The sequence below is a fragment of the Clostridium sp. ATCC 25772 genome (assembly GCF_001573875.1).
GTDB lineage: Bacteria > Bacillota > Clostridia > Clostridiales > Clostridiaceae > Clostridium_J > Clostridium_J senegalense.
The window spans coordinates 13,556-35,639 of sequence record NZ_LFRG01000040.1; the positions used below are offsets into that span (position 1 = coordinate 13,556).

The 22,084-nt window shown below is 28.5% G+C and carries 17 protein-coding genes; 15 read left to right on the top strand and 2 right to left on the bottom strand.

Annotated elements, in window-relative coordinates:
- Positions 1 to 287 precede the first annotated feature (287 nt).
- The 3 genes from AZI32_RS13335 to AZI32_RS13345 all read left to right on the top strand — a co-directional run bounded on the left by AZI32_RS13335 (position 288) and on the right by AZI32_RS13345 (position 3,403).
- Entirely contained in the window at positions 288 to 1,256 is a 969-nt protein-coding gene (locus AZI32_RS13335) for an NAD(P)/FAD-dependent oxidoreductase (protein WP_061996303.1), read from the top strand.
- Between the two features lie 444 nt (positions 1,257 to 1,700).
- Complete coding sequence (gene queG / locus AZI32_RS13340) at positions 1,701 to 2,699, top strand: tRNA epoxyqueuosine(34) reductase QueG (protein WP_061996304.1); 999 nt, start codon at positions 1,701 to 1,703, stop codon at positions 2,697 to 2,699.
- Complete coding sequence (locus AZI32_RS13345) at positions 2,699 to 3,403, top strand: lysophospholipid acyltransferase family protein (protein ID WP_061996305.1); 705 nt, start codon at positions 2,699 to 2,701, stop codon at positions 3,401 to 3,403. The genes queG and AZI32_RS13345 overlap by 1 nt, the downstream gene beginning before the upstream one ends.
- A 372-nt stretch (positions 3,404 to 3,775) precedes the next feature.
- Here the strand turns inward: AZI32_RS13345 and AZI32_RS13350 are convergent, their stop codons facing one another.
- Positions 3,776 to 4,417 carry a 4Fe-4S binding protein gene (locus tag AZI32_RS13350; RefSeq protein WP_061996306.1) on the bottom strand — a complete coding sequence of 214 codons (642 nt, stop codon included), beginning with the start codon at positions 4,415 to 4,417 and terminating at the stop codon, positions 3,776 to 3,778.
- A gap of 931 nt (positions 4,418 to 5,348) precedes the next feature.
- Here AZI32_RS13350 and AZI32_RS13355 point away from each other — a divergent pair.
- The 3 genes from AZI32_RS13355 to AZI32_RS13365 all read left to right on the top strand — a co-directional run bounded on the left by AZI32_RS13355 (position 5,349) and on the right by AZI32_RS13365 (position 7,795).
- A complete protein-coding gene (locus AZI32_RS13355) occupies positions 5,349 to 6,539 on the top strand; it encodes a glycine C-acetyltransferase (protein ID WP_061996307.1) in 1,191 nt (396 codons plus the stop codon).
- A gap of 50 nt (positions 6,540 to 6,589) precedes the next feature.
- Positions 6,590 to 7,540, top strand: a complete 951-nt coding sequence (locus tag AZI32_RS13360; RefSeq protein ID WP_061996308.1) for an L-threonine 3-dehydrogenase — start codon at positions 6,590 to 6,592, stop codon at positions 7,538 to 7,540.
- 66 nt (positions 7,541 to 7,606) lie between these two features.
- Positions 7,607 to 7,795: a hypothetical protein gene (locus tag AZI32_RS13365; RefSeq protein WP_061996309.1), complete on the top strand. Its 189-nt coding sequence runs from the start codon at positions 7,607 to 7,609 to the stop codon at positions 7,793 to 7,795.
- 250 nt (positions 7,796 to 8,045) lie between these two features.
- On the opposite strand, the gene AZI32_RS13370 is transcribed toward AZI32_RS13365, so the two are convergent.
- The gene (locus tag AZI32_RS13370; protein WP_061996310.1) at positions 8,046 to 8,360 is read right to left on the bottom strand and encodes a hypothetical protein; all 315 of its coding nucleotides are present in this window, start codon (positions 8,358 to 8,360) and stop codon (positions 8,046 to 8,048) included.
- A gap of 532 nt (positions 8,361 to 8,892) precedes the next feature.
- Here AZI32_RS13370 and kdpA point away from each other — a divergent pair.
- The 9 genes from kdpA (at position 8,893) to AZI32_RS13405 (ending at position 21,814) form a co-directional block, all read left to right on the top strand.
- The gene (gene kdpA, locus AZI32_RS13375) at positions 8,893 to 10,569 is read left to right on the top strand and encodes a potassium-transporting ATPase subunit KdpA (RefSeq protein WP_061996311.1); all 1,677 of its coding nucleotides are present in this window, start codon (positions 8,893 to 8,895) and stop codon (positions 10,567 to 10,569) included.
- A gap of 174 nt (positions 10,570 to 10,743) precedes the next feature.
- Positions 10,744 to 12,804: a potassium-transporting ATPase subunit KdpB gene (kdpB, locus tag AZI32_RS13380; RefSeq protein ID WP_061996312.1), complete on the top strand. Its 2,061-nt coding sequence runs from the start codon at positions 10,744 to 10,746 to the stop codon at positions 12,802 to 12,804.
- A 90-nt stretch (positions 12,805 to 12,894) separates the two neighbouring features.
- Positions 12,895 to 13,494, top strand: a complete 600-nt coding sequence (gene kdpC / locus AZI32_RS13385) for a potassium-transporting ATPase subunit KdpC (protein ID WP_061996316.1) — start codon at positions 12,895 to 12,897, stop codon at positions 13,492 to 13,494.
- 187 nt (positions 13,495 to 13,681) lie between these two features.
- Positions 13,682 to 16,372, top strand: coding sequence for a sensor histidine kinase KdpD (locus AZI32_RS13390; RefSeq protein ID WP_082761258.1), 2,691 nt, complete (start codon positions 13,682 to 13,684; stop codon positions 16,370 to 16,372).
- A 29-nt stretch (positions 16,373 to 16,401) separates the two neighbouring features.
- The gene (locus AZI32_RS13395) at positions 16,402 to 17,100 is read left to right on the top strand and encodes a response regulator transcription factor (protein WP_061996313.1); all 699 of its coding nucleotides are present in this window, start codon (positions 16,402 to 16,404) and stop codon (positions 17,098 to 17,100) included.
- Between the two features lie 357 nt (positions 17,101 to 17,457).
- Positions 17,458 to 17,589 (top strand): hypothetical protein, encoded by a 132-nt coding sequence (locus AZI32_RS19055; protein WP_275934986.1) that lies wholly within the window; start codon positions 17,458 to 17,460, stop codon positions 17,587 to 17,589.
- A gap of 1,732 nt (positions 17,590 to 19,321) precedes the next feature.
- The gene (locus AZI32_RS18475; RefSeq protein WP_157450918.1) at positions 19,322 to 19,465 is read left to right on the top strand and encodes a hypothetical protein; all 144 of its coding nucleotides are present in this window, start codon (positions 19,322 to 19,324) and stop codon (positions 19,463 to 19,465) included.
- Between the two features lie 346 nt (positions 19,466 to 19,811).
- Positions 19,812 to 20,447 (top strand): endonuclease III, encoded by a 636-nt coding sequence (nth, locus tag AZI32_RS13400; protein ID WP_061996314.1) that lies wholly within the window; start codon positions 19,812 to 19,814, stop codon positions 20,445 to 20,447.
- 194 nt (positions 20,448 to 20,641) lie between these two features.
- Positions 20,642 to 21,814, top strand: coding sequence for a malic enzyme-like NAD(P)-binding protein (locus AZI32_RS13405; protein WP_061996315.1), 1,173 nt, complete (start codon positions 20,642 to 20,644; stop codon positions 21,812 to 21,814).
- The last annotated feature ends 270 nt before the right edge of the window (positions 21,815 to 22,084 follow it).

The following is a 22,084-nucleotide window of genomic DNA, read 5'->3' on the forward strand; positions in this document are numbered from 1 at the left end:
GTATATTTAAGCTTAAGTTTGAAGTTCTATAGGGGAACAAGCTCCAAGTTTTGGAATGGATAATTTTAAAAGTCAATTTGGAACCTTATATTTAGAGATGTAATTTTTAGATTTAACTTATACATTGAGTTTTGATTGAGAATATTACAATTTGAAGAAGTTCACAATGAATAATTATCAATTCTTCAATAATATAGTTTTTATTTATATGGAAATTTTTTATCTGATAAAAGTGTAAATTAGAACTATATAGTAACTTAGTTATTTATAATTATAGAGGTGATTTTGTGAGGGAATACGATTTAATAGTAGTAGGTGGTGGAATTAGTGGAATAACTGCTGCTTTAACTGCAAAAGAAAATGGTGTAAAGAATATTTTAATTCTAGATAGAGAATTTGAACTTGGGGGAATTTTAAATTGTTGTGTTCATAGTGGATTTAAAAATAAATATTCTAGTGAGGTATTAACAGCTCCAGAATATATATATTCATTACAAACAAAAATAGAAGAATATAATATAGATTATAAAACATTAACAAATGTTATAGAGATAGATAAAAATGATAAGATTATAGCTATAAGTCCAGAAGGAATATTAAATTTTAAAAGTAAAGCAATTATATTAGCAATGGGTTGTAGAGAACGTCCATTAGGATATAAAAATATATTAAGTCACAGATGTGCAGGGATAATTGGTGCAGTTTCAACATTAAAATTAATTAATAATAAAGGAATACTTCCAGGAAAAAATGTTATTATATTAGGTTCAGAAGATACTGCTATATTTGCAGCAAGAAGCTTGATTTTAGAAGGTGCAAATGTAAAAGGAATAATAGAAACAACTAATAAAATAAAAGCGGTTAGTAAAGAAGCTAAAAATTTTATAAAAGACTTTAATATAAACATAATGACAAATACAAGGGTAACAAAAGTTATTGGTAAAGGACGAGTAGAAAGCGTTCAAATAACTAAACTTAATGATAATAAAAAACCAATAAAAGACACAGAAAAATTGGTAACCTGTGACACATTAATATTATCTATATACATGAAGCCAGAATCTTTAATAGCAGAAAAAATAGGAATTAAAACTAAAGAGTTTGGAGAAATAGTATTAGATAAAAATATGCAAACTTCTGCAAAAGGAATTTTTGCCTGTGGTACTGTAACAACAGGATATGAAACGATGGATAAAGTTATAAAAAATAGTGAAAAAGTAGCACATGCTGCTTTGAAATATTTAAATAGTTTATAGATTATATAGGGAAACAAGCTCAAATTTAAATTTATTCATCAAATTTTTGTTATCAGTTGAGAAAAATAAGTACAAATATAGTTAGTTAAGGATTATGAATTATAAATTATGAATTAAGAATTTAGGATGAAAGTGGCAACCACTTTCTGAAAATGATTTTAAAAGATATATCAATATAATTTGCTTTGCAAATTTATAAAAAGATACGTTGAGAATTACTAGGAATGAAGTGAGTAGTAATAACTACAACTGTTCACTCTTAACTTTTAACTAAAATAATCTGTCAACTATTAGTATAATATTAATCTTAAATTTTCTCATTTGATAAGTGCATAAATTTAAAAGTCAGTTTGGAACCCTATATAAGTTTAAAATTGAACTTAAACTCTTAATTATTCACTATTAACTCTTAACTCTTAACTAAAATAAGGATAGGTTGATTTTATGAATGATAAAATAAAAAAAGATTTAATAAAATATATAAACTCTATAGGAATAGAGCTAGTAGGTATAACAGACTGTAGAGTTTTTCATGAACTAAAAGAATACTATACTTATAGAAAAAATAATGGTTTTTATGTGGAATTTGAGGAAGAAGATATAGAAAAAAGAATAGACCCATTTAATCTTATGAAAAATGGTAAGAGTATAATATCTATTGCTGTTCCCTATTGCTATAAAGAAAGTAAAAAAAATAAATATTTTTCTAAATATACACAAGGTAAAGATTATCATGAAGTAGTTAAAAGTTATCTACAATTGATATGTGATTATCTAAAGAATATGGGGATAGATTCCAAAGGGTTTGTGGATAATAATCCATTACCGGAGAGATATATAGCATATCTTTCTGGTTTGGGTTTTGTAGGAAAAAACAATACATTTATAACTGAAAGATATGGTTCCTATGTATTTCTAGGAGAAGTTATAACTAATTTAAAATTAGAACCAGACACACCTATAAGTAAAAATTGTGAAGGGTGCGAATTATGTTTAAAGGCATGTCCTACCAACACATTGGAAAAAATTAAAATAGATAATAATTTTAATAAATGTCTATCATATGTAACTCAGAAAAAACATTTATCAAAGAATGAATTGAAATATATTGAAGGAAAGATTTTTGGCTGTGATATTTGTCAAAATGTGTGTCCTTACAATAAAGAAATACATTATTCTAATATAGATGAATTTAAACCCTTTGATTTTATGATTAATGACAGTTTATTAGATATTATAAATTTGAATAATAGTGATTTTAAAAATAAGTATAAAAATTGTAGCTGTGGATGGAGAGGAAAAAATACTTTAATACGAAATGCAATGGTTACATATAAAAGCATGAAAGGTAAAGACTTAGACAATATATATAAAACTATAAACTCTCCGTACATAAAAGATTATTATGATAAAATATTTAAAAATGAGAAAGGTGAAAAATAATGAGTATAAAAAGCCAAATGACTATTGTAGGCAAATTACCTAAACCATTAAGGGTTAAGGTAATAAGAAAAAAAGTAGATGAGTATATAGATAAATATGCTAATTTAAAAGTAGAAGGTAAAGAAAATTTAAAAGGAATAGAAGGTCCTATAATATTTATATCTAACCATTTAAGTAATTCAGATGGTATATTTATAAACAATGAATTAGAAGAGTATAAACCTGTTTTCGTGGCAGGAGAAAAGTTAAGTCATAATAAATTCACAAGCTTAATTTTAGAGCTAATAGAATGTGTTATGATAAAACCTAATTCTGCGGATAAGGATGCAATAGCAGCAGTAATAAATAAATTAAAATCAGGAAGAAACATAATGATTTTTCCAGAAGGAACAAGAAGTAGAGATGGAAAAATGATAGAAGCTAAAAAAGGTATAATACTAATAGCTAAATTGACTAAAGCAACAATAGTTCCAATAGGTCTTACAGATACAGAAAAGTTTTTACCTATAAATCCAGAAGGTTCAATGGAAGAAGAAAAAATTTGTAGTGCTAATGTAACAATGAAAATAGGAAAACCATTCAAATTACCAGCTAAAACTAAAGAAGAAACAAGAGAAGAATATCATACTCGAGCTATGTGGGAAATAATGACTTCTATATCAAAATTATTACCAGAAGAATATAGAGGGTATTACTCATTATAGTTAAAAATTAAAGTTAAAATCTAATAATTTAAGATGAAACTCCAGTCCAGTTTATTTTAATCTAATAATATAATTTGCTTTGCAAATTTATATAAAATAGAAAAAGTGCGGTTAGAATTATTAGGAAGATAGTGAGTAGTAATTATAGTATAACTATATAAAAAAACATAGCTAAATTTTATTTTAGCTATGTTTTTTATTAAGCTGCATATTATAGGGTTCCAAGTTCACTCTTAAAATTATCCATTCCAAAACTTGGATACCCAAAATAGTGAGACATGCTCCGAATCACTTCAAATTCAACACTATATTTTGTATGAAAATATTTTAAAGTTATTGAATAAACTTAAATTGGAGCTTGTTTCCCTATAACTATAAGTTAGTATCTAAATTTATACTTTTTTTAGGGCAAGCATATACACATTCATTACAGTGTATACATTCTGTATTTGTTATATGTGAATTCTTATATTCTTTTGCTGATATTCCCATTGGACATTTTTTAGCACAAAGGTTACATCCTACACAAGAACTATCTACCTTAAGAGCTACATTTTTCCTACGTACTTTAGCAACCAAAGAAGATAAAGTTCCCATTGGACAGAAGTTGCACCAAGTTCTGTGAGAATAAAGCATACTTAAAATTATTCCAACAATACTTGTTATAACAATAATTCTATAGAAAACCATGCCGATACCAGCTGGATTCCCCCAGTTTTGTTTAACGCCCATTGAAAACATTCCTATAAGGAAAAATACCATGAAAGTTCTAAGTATAGTACTTTTAAAAAATTTAGGTACTTCTTTTTTAGGTGAAACTTTTTTCATAATATTATCATAGAAGTTACCACGTGGACAAAAGTTTCCACACCAAAATCTACCTTTGCCTAATAGAGCTAAAATAACGGGAGCTATCATACAAATTACTGCAATGCTAGCTAATGCCATATTAAACAATGAAAGTACTAAAAATGCTAAAAATATAATATAACCATATTTTTTATAAAAATTCATTCAATCTACCCCTTCTTATGTGTTATTTTAAATCCTAAAATTATTATTACGTTTTTAAAAAATATACTCTGTGTAAGTTCTATATTATTATATCTATATATTACGATATAGTCAACAATAAAATTAGAATATTATTTTGGCAAATAATTCTTAGATGATTTATTTAAAATTAGAATATAGTTATTGTGAATTACAATAAATTTAAACTATTTTCTAAAAAAGTAAAATTAAATATAAGAAATATATAAAATAAGATTTTTTAAAGAAAAAATAATTTAAAAATTTAAACTATTCAAAAAATAAAGAAGGAGTTCCTAAAAAAATGTAGAAAATCATAAATGATTACTAATAAATATTAGTCTGTCTATTTGAATTATTAATTAATAAATATATAGTATGAAAATAAAATTTATAGATTTGAATTATAGATCTATATCTAGCAACTAATAATAGTAATAATGTTAATAATTATATTTTGAATTATAGGGTTCCAAGTTGACTTTTAAAATTATCCATTCCAAAACTTGGATACCTAAAATAGTGAGACATGCTCTGAATCACTTGGAACTCAACACTATATTTTGTATAAAAATATTTTAAAGTTATTGAATAAATTTAAATTTGAGCTTGTTTCCCTATAATAATAAATTTGTCTAAATTAATTGGCTATTTTGTAGCTTAGAGGACAGGGACTGATTTTGAACATTGTAGAAAAAAATTAAAAATCAACAAAAGTATAGATTATTAAGTATAAAAAACTAGGTAATTATGCCTCTGTACCTTTTGTTATAGAGGTGTGCTAGAAGTATTCATTAATTAGGGAGTTTATAAAATTTAAACCTAATAATTAAAAATAGCATTTAATTTATAAATTAATAATAATATAAATTAAAATTAAATTTAAAAAAAGTTAAGTATTGGAGGGTTAAAAATGGGAAGTAAAGCGCTATCAAGTTTTTTAAAAACAAATTTACAAGACTTAAAAAGTAAAGGTTTATATAATGAAATAAATGTAATAAACGGATCTAATGGCCCAATTATAAATATAGGAGGAAAGGAATTAATAAATCTTTCTTCTAATAATTACTTAGGTCTTGCAACAGACCCTAGAATGATTAATGCAACAATAAAAGCAACTGAAAAGTATGGTGCAGGTGCAGGTGCAGTTAGAACTATAAATGGAACTTTAGACATACATGTTGAACTAGAAAAAAAATTAGCTAAATTTAAACATACAGAAGCGGCTATAGCATTTCAATCAGGATTTAATTGCAATATGGCTGCAATATCAGCAGTTATGAATAAAAAAGATGCTATACTTTCTGATGCTTTAAATCATGCATCAATAATAGATGGATGTAGATTATCAGGTGCAAAAATCATAAGAGTAAATCATTCAGATATGGTTGATTTAAGAGAAAAAGCAAAGGAAGCAAAAGAGTCAGGACTTTATGAAAAAATAATGGTTATAACAGATGGTGTATTTTCTATGGATGGGGACATAGCAAAACTTCCTGAAATAGTTGAAATAGCAGAAGAATTTGATTTAATAACTTATGTTGATGATGCTCATGGTTCAGGGGTTCTAGGTAAAGGTGCAGGAACAGTTAAGCATTTTGGATTATCAGATAAGATAGATTTTCAAATAGGAACATTATCTAAAGCAATAGGTGTTGTAGGTGGTTATGTAGCAGGATCTAAAGATTTAATTGATTGGTTAAAGGTTAGAGGAAGACCATTTTTATTCTCAACATCACTTACTCCAGGGGCATCAGGAGCTTGTATAGAAGCTATAAATATATTAACTGAAAGCACAGAACTTAATGATAAATTATGGGAAAATGGAAACTATTTAAAGAAAGGTCTAAAGGGACTTGGATTTAATATAGGAAACAGTGAAACACCAATAACTCCTTGTATAATAGGTGAAGCAGATAAGGCTCAAGAATTCAGTAAAAGATTATATGAGGAAGGTGTATATGCAAAATCAATAGTATTCCCAACAGTACCGTTAGGAACAGCAAGAGTAAGAAATATGCCAACAGCAGCACATACAAAGGAAATGCTTGATAAAGCAATTGCTATATATGAAAAAGTAGGAAAAGAAATGGGGATAATTTAGGTTAAGAAGAAAATAAAAGAGATACTAACAAAAAATAGGGGGCACAAATTATGAAGAAAATTTTGGTCACAGGATGTTTAGGTCAAATAGGAACAGAACTTGTAACAGAGTTAAGAAAGAGATATGGAAAAGATAATGTAGTTGCAAGTGATATTAGAAAACCTGAAGGCAATGCTATTGTAGAAGGTGGAATATTTGAAATAATAGATGTACTTGATAGAGAGAGAATGCTTCAAGTTGCTAAAAAGTATGAGGTTGATACTATAGTTCATTTGGCAGCATTGCTTTCAGCAGTTGCAGAAGCAAAACCTCAACTTGCATGGAATATAAATATGGGTGGACTTGTAAATGCGTTAGAAGTAGCTAGGGAATTAAATTGCAAGTTCTTTACACCAAGTTCTATAGGTGCCTTTGGACCAGATACACCAAAAGATAGTACTCCACAAGACACAATACAAAGACCAAAAACTATGTATGGAGTAACTAAAGTTTCGGGTGAATTGTTATGTGATTACTATCATACTAAATTTGGTGTAGATACTAGAGGAGTAAGGTTCCCAGGATTAATATCTTATGTAGCTCCTCCAGGGGGCGGAACAACAGATTACGCTGTAGATATTTATTATGAAGCATTAAAAAATGGTAAATATATTTCATATATAGATAAAGGAACTTATATGGATATGATGTATATGCCAGATGCAATAAATGCAATAATAACTCTTATGGAAGCAGATGCTTCAAAATTAAAGCATAGAAACGCATTCAATATAACAGCTATGAGTTTTGAACCAAGTGAAATAGCAGCGGAGATAAAAAAACACATACCTGAATTTGAAATAGAATTTAAGCCAGATCCAATAAGACAAGCAATAGCAAATTCTTGGCCAAATTCAATAGATTGCACTTGTGCTAAAGAAGAATGGGGATTCAAGGCAGAATATGATTTGGCTAAAATGACAAAAGATATGCTAGAGAAACTAAAGGAAAAAGAATCCTAATAAATTGTCATATTGATTTTAAGATTAGAATAATATATATTAATCAAGCAATATGAGGGAATTTTAATGGGCTATAATGATTTTCAAGGAAAGGATCCACAAACATTTATAGTTATTGCAGAAATGATAGGCAATTTCATAGGTGGGGATACTCCGTTTAATGTTCAAAATGCAATAGGAAATTGGTTAATGTTAATCGGTCAGGCAATAGTAACATATAATGCTCAACAACAATATTTTTTTAAATTATTATAGCTTTGTAATATAGTAAATAAGCTTTTAAAAGAATTTATAAAATTGATTATTATAATTAAATAAAAATATAATCTTAAAAAGATAAAGAGGGAACTTAATGTTCCCTCTTTTCTTTGGTATCTGATGAGATTTTCTTTAGTTTCTTACTGAAATATCTTTTGTAAAAATAAGATTTTCAAATCGTTTCAATATTTATTATGGATAAAAAACATAAAAATATACATTATATTTTACAATTTAACAAATAAATTTAAACTCCAACTTGAAGTTGCATGGTTTCTCCAAAATCAATTTTTTCTAAATCAAATACATAATAAAAAGATGTTATTCTTTTTAAGTTATTGTCTGAAGCTTTAAAAGTCGGCTCTAAAGAATAAGCAGCCCTATAGTGATTGTTAGCAAGCTCTAGATTACCATTGATTTCTTCAATAATACCAAGTAAATTATGTGGTTTAGCTGAATTATCATCTTCAGATATGGCTAGGTGTATATATTCAGTTGCTTTAAGAAAATTTTCATTTTTAATTTCAATAATAGCTTTTTTAATTAAATCATCAAATCTCATATAGTTCTCACCTTTCAAAACATATTTATCATATTTAAATTAATGAATAATAAAAATTTATCCTGTAATAAGTAAATTTTAGCAACTTTAATATGAAGATAGGATTAAGAAATTACCAATTAGTATAAAGAAAGTATAAATATTTAAGCTGAATTTTAGTTAATTTATAATCTTTATACAATCTTTATATAGCATAAGAAATCTTAATGCTAATTTTATATAGGCAGTGCTAATATAAAATCCATAGAGAAATTTACATACTGAAAAAAGCTAATATAGTTTTTATCATGTTAACAAAAATTAGTGGAGGAATTAAAAAATGATGGATTTAGTTTTTAGTACTAGCTTGTTATTAGCATTTTGTTCAATAAGTTTTTTTACAACTTGGTGTAAAAAACAAATTAATAGAAAGTACAAATAAGGAGGAACTTTTATGTGGATTTTAATAATAACATTAGTTCTATTATTTATATATTTGTTTTACGCACTTTTTAATCCAGAAAAATTTTAGAATCTATTAGGGGGGAGACTTATGGATTGGATTCAAATATTTTTGATTTTATTAGTATTTATTTTATTAATAATACCAATGGGAAAGTATCTATATAAAGTAATTACTGGAGAAAAGGCTTTTGGAGATAAAATTTTTAATAAAATAGATAATTTAATTTATAAAATATGTGGAATAGATAAAGATGAAGATATGAATTGGAAACAGTACATCTTAACACTTATAGTAGTAAATGGAGTTATGGTTCTTATCGGATATATCATATTAAGAACTCAAAAATTTCATATCTTAAATCCTAACAATGTAGGAGCAATGAAAGAAGATTTAGCTTTTAACACTATAATAAGTTTTATGACCAATACTAATCTTCAAGATTATGCAGGAGAGTCAGCGCTTTCACACTTTAGTCAAATGGCAGTTATTATTTTCATGATGTTTACATCAGCAGCTACAGGATTTGCGGCAGTTGTAGCATTTATGAAAGGTATAACAGGAAAAACAATGGGTAGTTTTTATGTAAGCTTTGTAAGAGTTATAACAAGAGTTTTATTACCATTATCAATAATAATAGGACTTGTTTTGGTTTCACAAGGAGTGCCACAAACTTTAAAAGGTATAGAAACAGTAACAACAATAGAGGGTAAAATGCAGGATATAACATTAGGGCCAGTAGCAGCATTAGAGTCTATAAAACACCTAGGAACAAATGGTGGTGGTTTTTTTGCATCTAACTCAGCACATCCTTTTGAGAATCCTACAATTATAAGTAATACAATAGAAATGTTATCTATGATGCTTATACCAGGAGCATTAATATATACTTTTGGATTAATGCTAAAAAACAAAAAACAAGGATTTGCAATATTTTTAGCAATGTCAATAATATTCATTTTAGGATTAGTAATATGTTATAAATCAGAAATGGCAGGTAATCCAGTATTATCCCAAATAGGTTTAAATCAGTCTATGGGAAATATGGAAGGGAAAGAGGTAAGATTTGGTGTAGGACAATCTACTTTGTTCACTACAATAACAACATCTTTTACAACCGGTAGTGTAAATAATATGCATGATTCATTAATGCCATTAAGTGGTGCAGTGGCACTTATGAATATGATGCTTAATGTTGTTTTTGGTGGAGAAGGCGTCGGATTTATGAATGTAATTATGTATGCAATACTTGCAGTATTTCTATGTGGACTTATGGTTGGAAGAACACCAGAGTTTTTATCAAAAAAAATAGAGGGAAAAGAAATTAAACTAATAGCATTAGCTATAATGATACATCCATTTTTAATATTAATTTCTTCAGCTTTAGCATTTATAACATCAAGTGGAGTTTCATCCATATCTAATCCATCATTTCATGGATTAACACAGGTAATTTATCAGTTTGCATCTTCTGCAGCTAATAATGGTTCTGGGTTTGAAGGATTAGTTGATAATACACCATTCTGGAATGTTATGGCAGGAATAGTAATGTTTTATGGAAGGTATTTATCTATGGCAATACTACTTGCAGTATCAGGTTCTTTGTTAGCTAAAAAACCGGTAAATGTGAGTTTAGGAACTTTAAGAACAGATGGAATTGCTTTTTCTATAACATTAGTATTTATCATACTGATAATAGGAGCACTTACATTTTTGCCAGCATTAGCATTAGGACCAATAACTGAACATTTAAATCTTTGGTATTAATATTGAAATGTGATTTTGGACCTATATAGGGAAACAAGCTCCAATTTAAATTTATTCAATAATTTTAAAAGTCAACTTGGAACCCTATATTAATTTAAACTTTCTCACTTGATAAATGAATAACTTTAGAATTTAGTTTAGAACTCTATATAAGTTATGAAAGGACTTGTAATTATGGATAGTAAAGAGAAAAAATCTAAATTTATAACAAAGGATATTTTTAAAAGCTCTATAATTCAAGCTTTTAAGAAATTAAATCCTAAATATATGATGAAAAATCCAGTTATGTTTGTAGTAGAAATAGGATTTGTTATATCAGTATTATTAACAGCTTTTCCAAACTTATTTGGAGATAGTGGAAATAATCTTAGAATGTACAATGGTATAGTTTCAGTAATTTTATTAATAACAGTTCTTTTTGCAAATTTTGCAGAATCTGTAGCAGAAGGTCGTGGAAAAGCACAAGCACAAGCATTAAAGAAAACTCGTAAGGATACTACAGCAAAATTATTAGATAATAAGGGCACAGTTAAAGTTATAAGTGCTTGTGACTTAAAAAAAGGCGATATAGTATTAGTTGAAAATGGAGATATAATTCCAAGTGATGGAGAAATTATAAAAGGGGTTGCATCCGTTGATGAATCAGCTATAACAGGAGAGTCGGCTCCTGTTATAAAAGAAAGTGGTGGAGATTTTTCATCAGTAACAGGTGGAACAAAGGTTGTTAGTGATTGGCTAAAAATAAAAATAACAACATCTTCAGGAGAATCTTTTTTAGATAAAATGATTGCATTAGTAGAAGGGGCATCAAGACAAAAAACTCCTAATGAAATAGCACTTAATACTGTACTAGTAAGTCTTACTTTGATTTTTTTAGTTGTAATTGTAACACTGTATCCTATGGCTAATTATTTAGGAGTTAAACTTCCTATTGCAACACTAATAGCATTAACTGTATGTTTAATACCAACTACAATAGGAGGGCTTTTATCTGCTATAGGTATAGCTGGAATGGATAGAGTTACAAAGTTTAATGTTATAGCAATGTCAGGGAAAGCAGTGGAAGCTTGTGGCGATGTAGATACTATGATATTGGATAAAACAGGTACTATAACCTTTGGAAATAGACTAGCAGCAGATTTTATACCAATAGAAGGTATAAATAGAAATGAATTAATAAAATATGCGGTAATATGTTCTTTAAAAGATGATACTCCAGAAGGAAAATCAATAGTATCTTTAGGAAATAAATTAGGAATTAAAATTGATGAAAATTTATATAAAAACGTTCAATTTATAGAATTTACAGCTCAGACAAGAATGAGTGGAGTAGATTTAGAAAATGGAATAACTATTAGAAAAGGTGCATTTGAAGCTATAAAAGAAAGGGTAAGTGAATTTGGGGAAACTGTACCAAAAGAAGTAGAGCATATAGTAAATAGGGTTGCAAAGCTAGGGGGGACTCCTTTAGTCGTTGTAGTAGATGAAAAAATTTACGGAGTTATTTATCTTAAAGATACAGTAAAACCTGGTCTAGTAGAAAAATTTGAAAGGCTTAGAGAGATAGGAATAAAAACTGTAATGTGCACAGGGGATAATCCATTAACAGCAGCTACTATAGCAAAAGAAGCTGGAATAGACGGGTTTATTGCAGAGTGCAAACCAGAAGATAAGATAAATGCAATAAAGAAAGAACAAGAAGAAGGAAAAATAGTAGCAATGACTGGCGATGGAACAAATGATGCCCCAGCATTAGCTCAAGCAGACGTAGGGCTTGCAATGAATAGCGGAACAATAGCAGCAAAAGAAGCAGCTAACATGGTTGATTTGGATTCAGATCCAACTAAAATACTTGAAGTTGTAGAAATAGGTAAACAACTCTTAATAACTCGTGGGGCATTAACAACTTTTAGTATTGCTAATGATGTTGCAAAGTACTTTGCTATAATACCAGCAATTTTTACAATAGCTATACCCAAAATGCAAATATTAAATGTTATGAAGCTATCAACTCCAAACAGTGCTATATTATCAGCATTAATATTTAATGCAATAATAATTCCAATTCTTATTCCAGTTGCAATGAAAGGTGTAAAATATAAGCCAATGAAAGCAGAAGTTATGTTATTAAAAAATATGTTGATATTTGGATTAGGTGGAATAATTGTTCCGTTTTTAGGGATAAAAATTATAGACTTAATGATATCACCAATAATAACAATTTTAAGCTTATAATATTAGTATTTGTTTTAGAAGTAATTTAAAATAGAAAAAATTTTATAGTGGTGAATTTATAAATTGTTTAAGGAAGGTGGAATATCTAAAATGAAAGTATTAAAAAAAGCAGTTCTTTTAAGTTTAGTTTTATTAATACTATGTGGATTTATTTATCCACTGTTACTAACAGGAATAAGCCAAGTGGTTTTTAATAAAAAAGCTAATGGAAGCATAATAAAAATAGGTGAAGAAGCAGTAGGGTCAGAATTAATAGGACAGGATTTTACAGATTCTAAATTTTTTAAAGGGAGAATATCTAGTGTAAATTATAATACCTATTCCTCAGATACAGATTATAAGGGACCATCTTCTGGATCAGGAAATTTAGGTGCATCAAATAAGCTTTTAACAAAAAGAGTTGAAGATGATATAGAAAAATTTTTAAAAGAAAATCCAACAGTGAAAAAGGAAGATATCCCTACGGATTTGTTAACTAGTTCAGCATCGGGATTAGATCCTAATATAACTGTTAAATCAGCAGAAATCCAAATACCACGTATTTCAAAGGTATCAGGTATAAGTGAAGAAAATTTAAAAAGAATAGTTGAAAAGTCAACAGATAAAAAATTATTAGGAGTATTTGGAGAAGAAAAAGTAAATATTCTTAAAGCTAATATAGCAATACAATCAGAACTTAATAAAAAATAGTTTTTGTATATATTAATTAAAAAGAAACTGGAAAACCAGTTTCTTTTTATGTAAAAAATAGTTAATATTATGAGTATAATTTAAAGTTTCAGTTTAGTTCATTAAAATAAAGGAATATATATATATATTAAGTTTTTAATTATAAATATATAAACTAAATTTATAAGGATTGGATGTGAGTTTTAAAATGGATTATGAAAGACCAAATCCAGAGTACCTTTTAAATCAAATAGAAAAAGAAGAAGAGACTTCTAATAGAGGAAAATTAAAAATATTTTTTGGATATGCAGCAGGTGTAGGCAAGACATATTCTATGTTAAGGGAAGCTCACGACTTAAAGGCATTAGGAAAAGATATAGTTATTGGCTATATTGAACCTCATGCAAGACCAGAAACTATGAGTCTTATATATGGGCTTGAAAATATAAAACCTAAAATGATTAATTATAAAGGAGTAAAAATAAGAGAGTTCAATTTAGATGAGGCACTACTTCGAAAACCAGAGATAATTTTAGTAGATGAACTTGCCCATACTAATGCAATTGGAGAAAGGCATAAAAAAAGATGGCAGGATATAGACGAATTGTTAGATGTAGGAATAGATGTATATACTACATTAAATGTTCAGCATATTGAAAGTTTAAATGATGTAGTTGAAGATATAACAAATGTTTTTGTTAGAGAAACAATACCAGATAAAGTATTTGATGATGCGGATAAAGTAGAGTTAATTGATATAGAGCCAGATGAGCTTTTAAATAGATTTTCTGATGGAAAAATTTATAGCAAAGAACAAACACAAAAGGCCTTTAATAACTTTTTTAAAAAGAGTAATCTTTTTGCATTAAGAGAAATTGCATTAAGAAGGACAGCAGATAGAGTAAATTATGAGGTTGAAAGTGTAAGGCTTTCGAAAGGTCAAATTACAGTGCTTGCTACAGTAGAACAAATACTTGCATGTATTAGCCCTTCCCCATCCTCATCTAAGATAATAAGAAGTGCAGCAAGAATGGCCGAGGCTCATCATTGTAAATGGATAGCTATATATGTAGAAAATACAGAATGTGAAAACTTTAGTAAGGAAGAAAAAAAATCTTTAAAAGATAATTTTAACTTAGTAGAAGAATTAGGAGGCGAAATTGTAACTGTTTATGGTGAAGATGTTGTGGAACAAATAATTGAATATGCTAAGTTTAGAAATATAACTAAAATAATAGTTGGTAAAAATCATGTAAAATCAAAAAGTATATTCAAGTTTTTTAAAAAAGATATTTCTCAAAAAATAATAGATTATAATGATTGTATTGATTTATATATAATTCCAAGTTCAAACGAAAAAAAGAATATAAAGAAAGTAAAAGAAAATTCTAAAATAGACTCACAAGATTTAATAAAAGAAGTTTTAAAAGCTAGCTGTATTATGACTATTGCAACGATTATTACTTTGTTTTTTGACTATGTAGGTCTTTCAGAGGCAAATTCTATTATGGTATTTACATTAGGCGTTATATTAATATATATTGTAACTACTGGGCATTTAATAGGAATAATATCTTCAGTAATAGCAGTAATGCTCTTTAATTATTTACTTACTCAACCACGATTATCACTACATTTTTATGATAAAAATTATTTAATCACTTTTCCTATTATGTTGATAGTTGCATTTATAATAGGAATGTTAACTAATAAAATACAAAAACAAGCAATTAACTCAGTGGCAAGAGAAAAAAGAACTCAGATTTTGTATAGAGTAAGTAAAAAATTATTAAGTGCTAGAGGAACGGCAGATGCTGTATCAATAGGTATAAAATATATATCGCGACTTACTAATAGAACTGTTGTATGTTATTTAGTAAATGAAGATACACTTTCAACACCTTTTATATATAAAATTGATGGAAAAGATGGTAATAGTGAAATATTAACAAGAAATGAAGAAGCAGTTGCATATTGGACTTTTTTAAATGATAAAGAATCTGGTTCAGGAACTAATACTTTTTATGGTGCGAAAGGTTATTATATACCGGTGAAAGGTCATAATAAAGTTTTAGGAGTTATAGGCGTTTCTTGTAGTGAAGGCACATTAGATCCAGAAGAAAAGTTTATAGTTGGAACTGTAACTAGTGAAATAGCTATAGCAATAGAGCGTGAAATATTCTTAAAAGAGCAGGAAAACTCAAAGATGGAAATTGAAAGAGAAAGATTAAGAAGTAATTTGTTAAGAGCTATATCTCATGATTTAAGAAGTCCTTTAGCTGGAATAAAAGGTTCTATTGGCACTATAATTGAGAATGGAAAAAATATTTCAGAAGAAACTAAAGGTACACTTCTTCAAGGTGTTTATGAAGATACACAATGGTTAATAAGATTAGTTGAAAATCTACTTAGTATGACAAGGGTAGATGAAGGGAAAATGCAAATTAAAAAAGAAGTGGAATTAGTTGAAGAGGTAATATATGAAGCTATTCAAAGAAGTTCTAAGTACTTTAAAGATAATAAGATTGAAGTTAAGCTTCCTGAAAATATAATATTATTACCTATGGATAGAAATTTAATTCAACAGGTTTTAATAAACCTTATAGATAATGCTGTAAAATTTTCAAAGAAAGACGGTATAATAAATATTAACTTATATGAAAAAGAACAGTATGTGTTTTTTGAAGTAATAGATAATGGTGCAGGAATATCAGAAGAGATATTACCATATATTTTTGATAGGTTCTTTACTGATGGGAAAAAGGCTTCTGATTCAAGACGAGGTGTTGGGTTAGGACTTGTTATTTGTAAATCTATAGTAGAGGCTCATGGTGGCACAATAAAAGCAATTAATAAAAAAGAAGGTGGAGCCATATTTAAATTTAGTCTACCTAAATAGAAAATAAGTTAATAAAGGGTGGTGTTGATATGGATAATAAACCTTATATACTTGTAATTGAAGATGATAAGCCAATAAGAAATTTTATTACTGCATCTTTAGAGGTTCAAGGATATAAGTATATTGAAACTGATAAGGGATTTGAAGGAATAGCTCTTTCTATGTCACATAATCCAGATCTAATAATACTAGACTTAGGACTGCCAGATATTGATGGGTTAGAAGTTATAGAAAAGATAAGGGAATGGACAAAAACCCCTATAATAATTGTTTCAGCGAGAGATAATGAAAGACAAAAGGTAGAAGCATTAGATAGAGGTGCTGATGACTATTTAACAAAGCCATTTGGAATAAGTGAGTTATTAGCAAGAATAAGGGTATCACTAAGGCATAGACAAACTATGGAAGATAAAAAAGAGGTTATGAAGAGCTTCAAAGTGAAAGACTTAAATGTAGATTTTGAAAAAAGAAAAGTTACAATAGAAGGAAAAGAAATCCATTTAACACCAATAGAATATAAATTGATTTCACTATTATGCAAACATGCAGGAAAAGTTTTAACTCATAATTTTATAATTCATGAGGTTTGGGGCGGAAGTATTGGTAATGAAACACAAACCCTTAGGGTATTCATGGCAAGTTTAAGAAGGAAAATAGAAAAAAATACAATGAATCCAGAATATATTCATACAGAAGTAGGGGTAGGATATAGGCTGGTAGATGATTAAAAATAATAAGTGGTTGAAACTGAAATTTAGATAGTTAAGAGTCCCTATTGTAATGGAGTTAGAACTTTGAGTGATTGCTTGCTTAGTTGAGGTAGAGAGTTTGGAAAAATTGACAATGGACAAAGGACAATTGACAATGATGGATGAAACTGGATTCCAGTTTCTTTCAACTTAAGGGAGTAAAAATTGAGTTTTAGAGACAAAACAAACTAAAACTATATTCAAAATGTACAACCGTAACAAATGGGACAGGCACGAATGGTTTATCTATATAAAAATAAAAATCAGCTCTTTGGATTTAATTACCATAAATAAAAAAAGGTTAGCCAGTCCCCAGGTAGCTACTATGTAGCGTAGTTGTTCGGGACTGGCTTTGATTTATTAGTTGAAAAATATAAAACTAGGAGAGCATCAGATGTTAGCGAAGAAAATAAATTTACCGTGCCTGTCCCATTTGTGATGGAGCCAATGCTTAGAGGCATTGCTTGATTAGGTGTGTTACTAAAACTGAATAATGGGGACCGACTTCGATTGATATTGGAGAAAAATTAAAATTAATAAAAGCATATATCCCAAAGTATAGCAAAGTAGCCAATTACGCGTCTGTCCCTCTTGTGATGGAGGCAGAACTTTGAGTGATTGCTTGCTTAGTTGAGGTAGAGGTTTAAAAAATTGACAATGGACAAAGGACAATTAAAAAAATTAAGGATTAAGAATTATGAATTAAGAATTCAGGATGAAAGTGGCAACCACTTTCTTTTAATCTAATCATATAATTTGCTTTGAAAATTTATAAAAATTACGTTTAGCATTACTAGGAGCAAAGCGAAGAGTAATAACCATAACTATTAATTATTAACGCTTAACTGAAAAAGTCCCATTTGTAATTGAAGTAGAACTTTAGAGGATTACTTACTTAGATTTTGTTAGTAAAGCTAGGTTTAAAAGTACGTTTAGCATTACTAGGAACGAAGTGAGTAGTAATAACCACAACTGTTAACTATTCACTCTTAACTCTTAACTGAAAAAGTCCCTCTTGTGATGGAGCCAACACTAGGGGTAATTGCTTGTTTGAAAATTTCACTAAAACCCAAATAGGGGTACTGGTTCTTTACTTAACTTATTATGGAAATACAGCAATTGTGGAATCTACAGTTTAAACGAAGAAAATAGAAATAAATGAACCTGTCCCGCTTGTTATGGAAGTATAACTTAGGGATATTGATTGTTTAGTTTAGGTAGAGAGTTTTAGAAAATTGACAATGGACAAAGGACAATTGACAATGATGGATGAAACTGGATTCCAGTTTCTTTCAACTTAAGGGAGTAAAAATTGAGTTTTAGAGACAAAACAAACTAAAACTATATTCAAAATGTACAACCGTAACAAATGGGACAGGCATGAATGGTTTATCTATATAAAAATAAAAATCAGCTCTTTGGATTTAATTACCATAAATAAAAAAAGGTTAGCCAGTCCCCAGGTAGCTACTATGTAGCGTAGTTGTTCGGGACTGGCTTTGATTTATTAGTTGAAAAATATAAAACTAGGAGAGCATCAGATGTTAGCGAAGAAAATAAATTTACCGTGCCTGTCCCATTTGTTATGGAGCTAAGACCGTAATTTATTACTTATTTAGATTTTGTTAGCATAACTAAGATTAAAAGTACGTTTAGCATTACTAGGAACAAAGTGAGTAGTAATAACCACAACTGTTAACTATTCACTGTTAACTTTTAACTGGGAAAGTCCCATTTGTGATGGAGCCAATGCTTAGAGGCATTGCTTGATTAGGTGTGTTACTAAAACTGAATAATGGGGACCGACTTCGATTGCTATTGGAGAAAAATTAAAATTAATAAAAGCATATATCCCAAAGTATAGCAAAGTAGCCAATTACGCGTCTGTCCCTCTTGTGATGGAGGCAGAACTTTGAGTGATTGCTTGCTTAGTTGAGGTAGAGGTTTAAAAATTGACAATTCACAAAGGACAATTGACAATGATGGATGAAACTGGATTCCAGTTTCTTTCAACTTAAGGGAGTAAAAATTGAGTTTTAGAGACAAAACAAACTAAAACTATATTCAAAATGTACAACCGTAACAAATGGGACAGGCACGAATGGTTTATCTATATAAAAATAAAAATCAGCTCTTTGGATTTAATTATCATAAATAAAAAAAGGTTAGCCAGTCCCCAGGTAGCTACTATGTAGCGTAGTTGTTCGGGACTGGCTTTGATTTATTAGTTGAAAAATATAAAACTAGGAGAGCATCAGATGTTAGCGAAGAAAATAAATTTACCGTGCCTGTCCCATTTGTTATGGAGCCAATGCTTAGAGGCGTTGCTTGTTTAAATCTTTAGATAAAACTAATTTAAAAAGTACGTTTAGTATTACTAGGAACGAAGTGAGTAGTAATAACCATAACTATTAATTATTAACTATTAACTCTTAACTAGAGAAGTCCCTCTTGTGATGGCATAAAAATTTTGTATAATTGCTTAATTAAGTTTTGTACTTTATTTAAATTAAATATTTAATAAGATTAATTTTTCCTTTAAGAGATAAAACTAATAAAAATAGTGATCAATAATTGATTTACATAGCAAACTAAATTATCACAAATATGTTATAATACATATTAACAAATAAAAATTATTGATTACCTTTATAATCTTAAAATTATATATTAATGAAAGGATTAAAATTATGAATAAAAAAACTAGAGACGAAGTTTTAAAAATATTAAGTGAGGTTTATGCTGGTGTTACTTGTGGATTAACTTTTAATAGCCCCTTTGAATTATTAATATCTACTATATTATCTGCTCAATGTACTGATGAAAGGGTAAACATAGTTACTAAAGAATTGTATAAAGACTACAATACGCCAGAGGCAATATTAGAGCTTACAGAAGAAGAACTAGGTGAAAAAATTAGAAGTTGTGGATTTTATAGAAATAAAAGCAAAAATATAATTGGTTGTTGCAAAATGCTTCTAGAAAAATATGATGGAAAAGTACCAAGTGAAATGGAAGAACTTATAAAATTACCTGGAGTAGGAAGAAAAACAGCAAATGTAGTTATGTCCAATGCATATGGAAAGCCAGCTATAGCAGTAGATACTCATGTATTTAGGCTTTCAAATAGAATAGGTATAGCAAAAGGAAAAAATGTAGAAGAAGTTGAAGAAAAATTAATGAAAAACATCCCTAAAGATATGTGGAGTGATGCTCATCACTACTTAATATGGCATGGAAGGAAAATATGCAATGCTAGAAAACCAAAGTGTGAAACCTGTCCAATTATTCAATATTGCGAATATTACAATGGAAAAAGTAACTAGCATAAGTTATAATTTATATAGATAATAAATTTTTTTTAACCTATAAGATAGGAATCTAAAATCAACCCTTAAATCACATCTGGAAGATTTTGATTCTTAGAAATTTGATGACAAGCTTATAAATATTTCAAGTTGACGTATGCTTTAAAAAGTTAGCTTGTTTTACTTAATATATCATAAGGGGTGTTTTAAAAATGTCTATAGCAGAAGAAGCTTTAAAAATACACAAAGAAAAAAGAGGAAAATTAGAAGTAGTTGGTAAGATGAAAGTTGAATGTAGCAAAGATTTATCTTTAGCTTATACTCCAGGTGTTGCAGAGCCTTGTGTTCAAATCGCAAAAAATAAAGAAGCAGTTTATGACTATACAATTAAAGGGAACACAGTAGCAATAGTTTCAAATGGTACTGCCGTTTTAGGACTTGGAAATATAGGGGCAGAAGCTTCTATACCAGTAATGGAAGGAAAGGCTTTACTTTTTAAAGAATTTGGAGGTATAGATGCATTTCCGATATGTTTAGATACTGAAGACCCAGAAGAAATTATAAAAACTGTAAAACTATTATCACCAGTTTTTGGAGGTATAAATTTAGAAGACATAAAAGCGCCTGAGTGTTTTTATATAGAAAAAAGATTAAAAGAGGAATTAGATATACCAGTATTCCATGATGACCAACACGGAACAGCAGTAGTAGTTCTATCAGGAATATACAATGCATTAAAAGTTGTAAACAAAGAGTTAGAAGATGTTAAAATAATAATAAATGGTGCAGGTTCAGCAGGTATAGCTATTTGTAAGTTGCTTTTAAATGCTGGAGCTAAAAACATAATTATGTGTGATAGACATGGAGCAATAACAGAAAATCAAGATTTTATAAATGATGCTCAAAAAGCAATAGCAAAAGTTACTAATAGAGAAATGGCAGAGGGTGAGCTTAAAGATGTAATAAAAGGTGCAGATATATTTATAGGAGTTTCAGCACCAGGAATATTAACAAAAGAAATGGTAAGTTCAATGAATAAAGATTCTATAGTATTTGCTATGGCAAATCCAGTGCCAGAAATAATGCCAGATTTAGCTAAAGAAGCTGGTGCAAGGATTGTAGCAACAGGACGTTCAGATTTTGACAACCAAATAAATAATGTTTTAGTATTCCCAGGAATATTTAAAGGGGCATTAGAAGTTAGAGCAACAGAAATAACAGAAGAAATGAAACTTGCTGCAGCTAGAGGAATAGCAGGACTAATAAAAGAAGAAGAGTTAAGTGAAACTTATATAATACCAAAAGCTTTAGATAAAAGAGTTTCAGATTCAGTTTCAAAAGAAGTAAAAAGAATAGCAAGAGAATGTGGAGTAGCACGAATTTAATAAAATTATTTTCTTAAAATTCGTGAATATAAAAAAATAAAAAGGTAATAATATAATTACCCATCTTAATTACATTAGGCATATAAATTATAACTTTTAAAGTTGGAGATAGTTTATATGCCTATATGAAATGATTTAATGATTTCCAATTTTCTCAAACTACCCTAAAATGTCTATTCATATGAATAGACATTTTTTTATGTGCGCCCAGCATGGGCGTAATCTTAAGGGTGAAAGTCCCTAACACGACCTAGTAGTGGTAAGTGTATA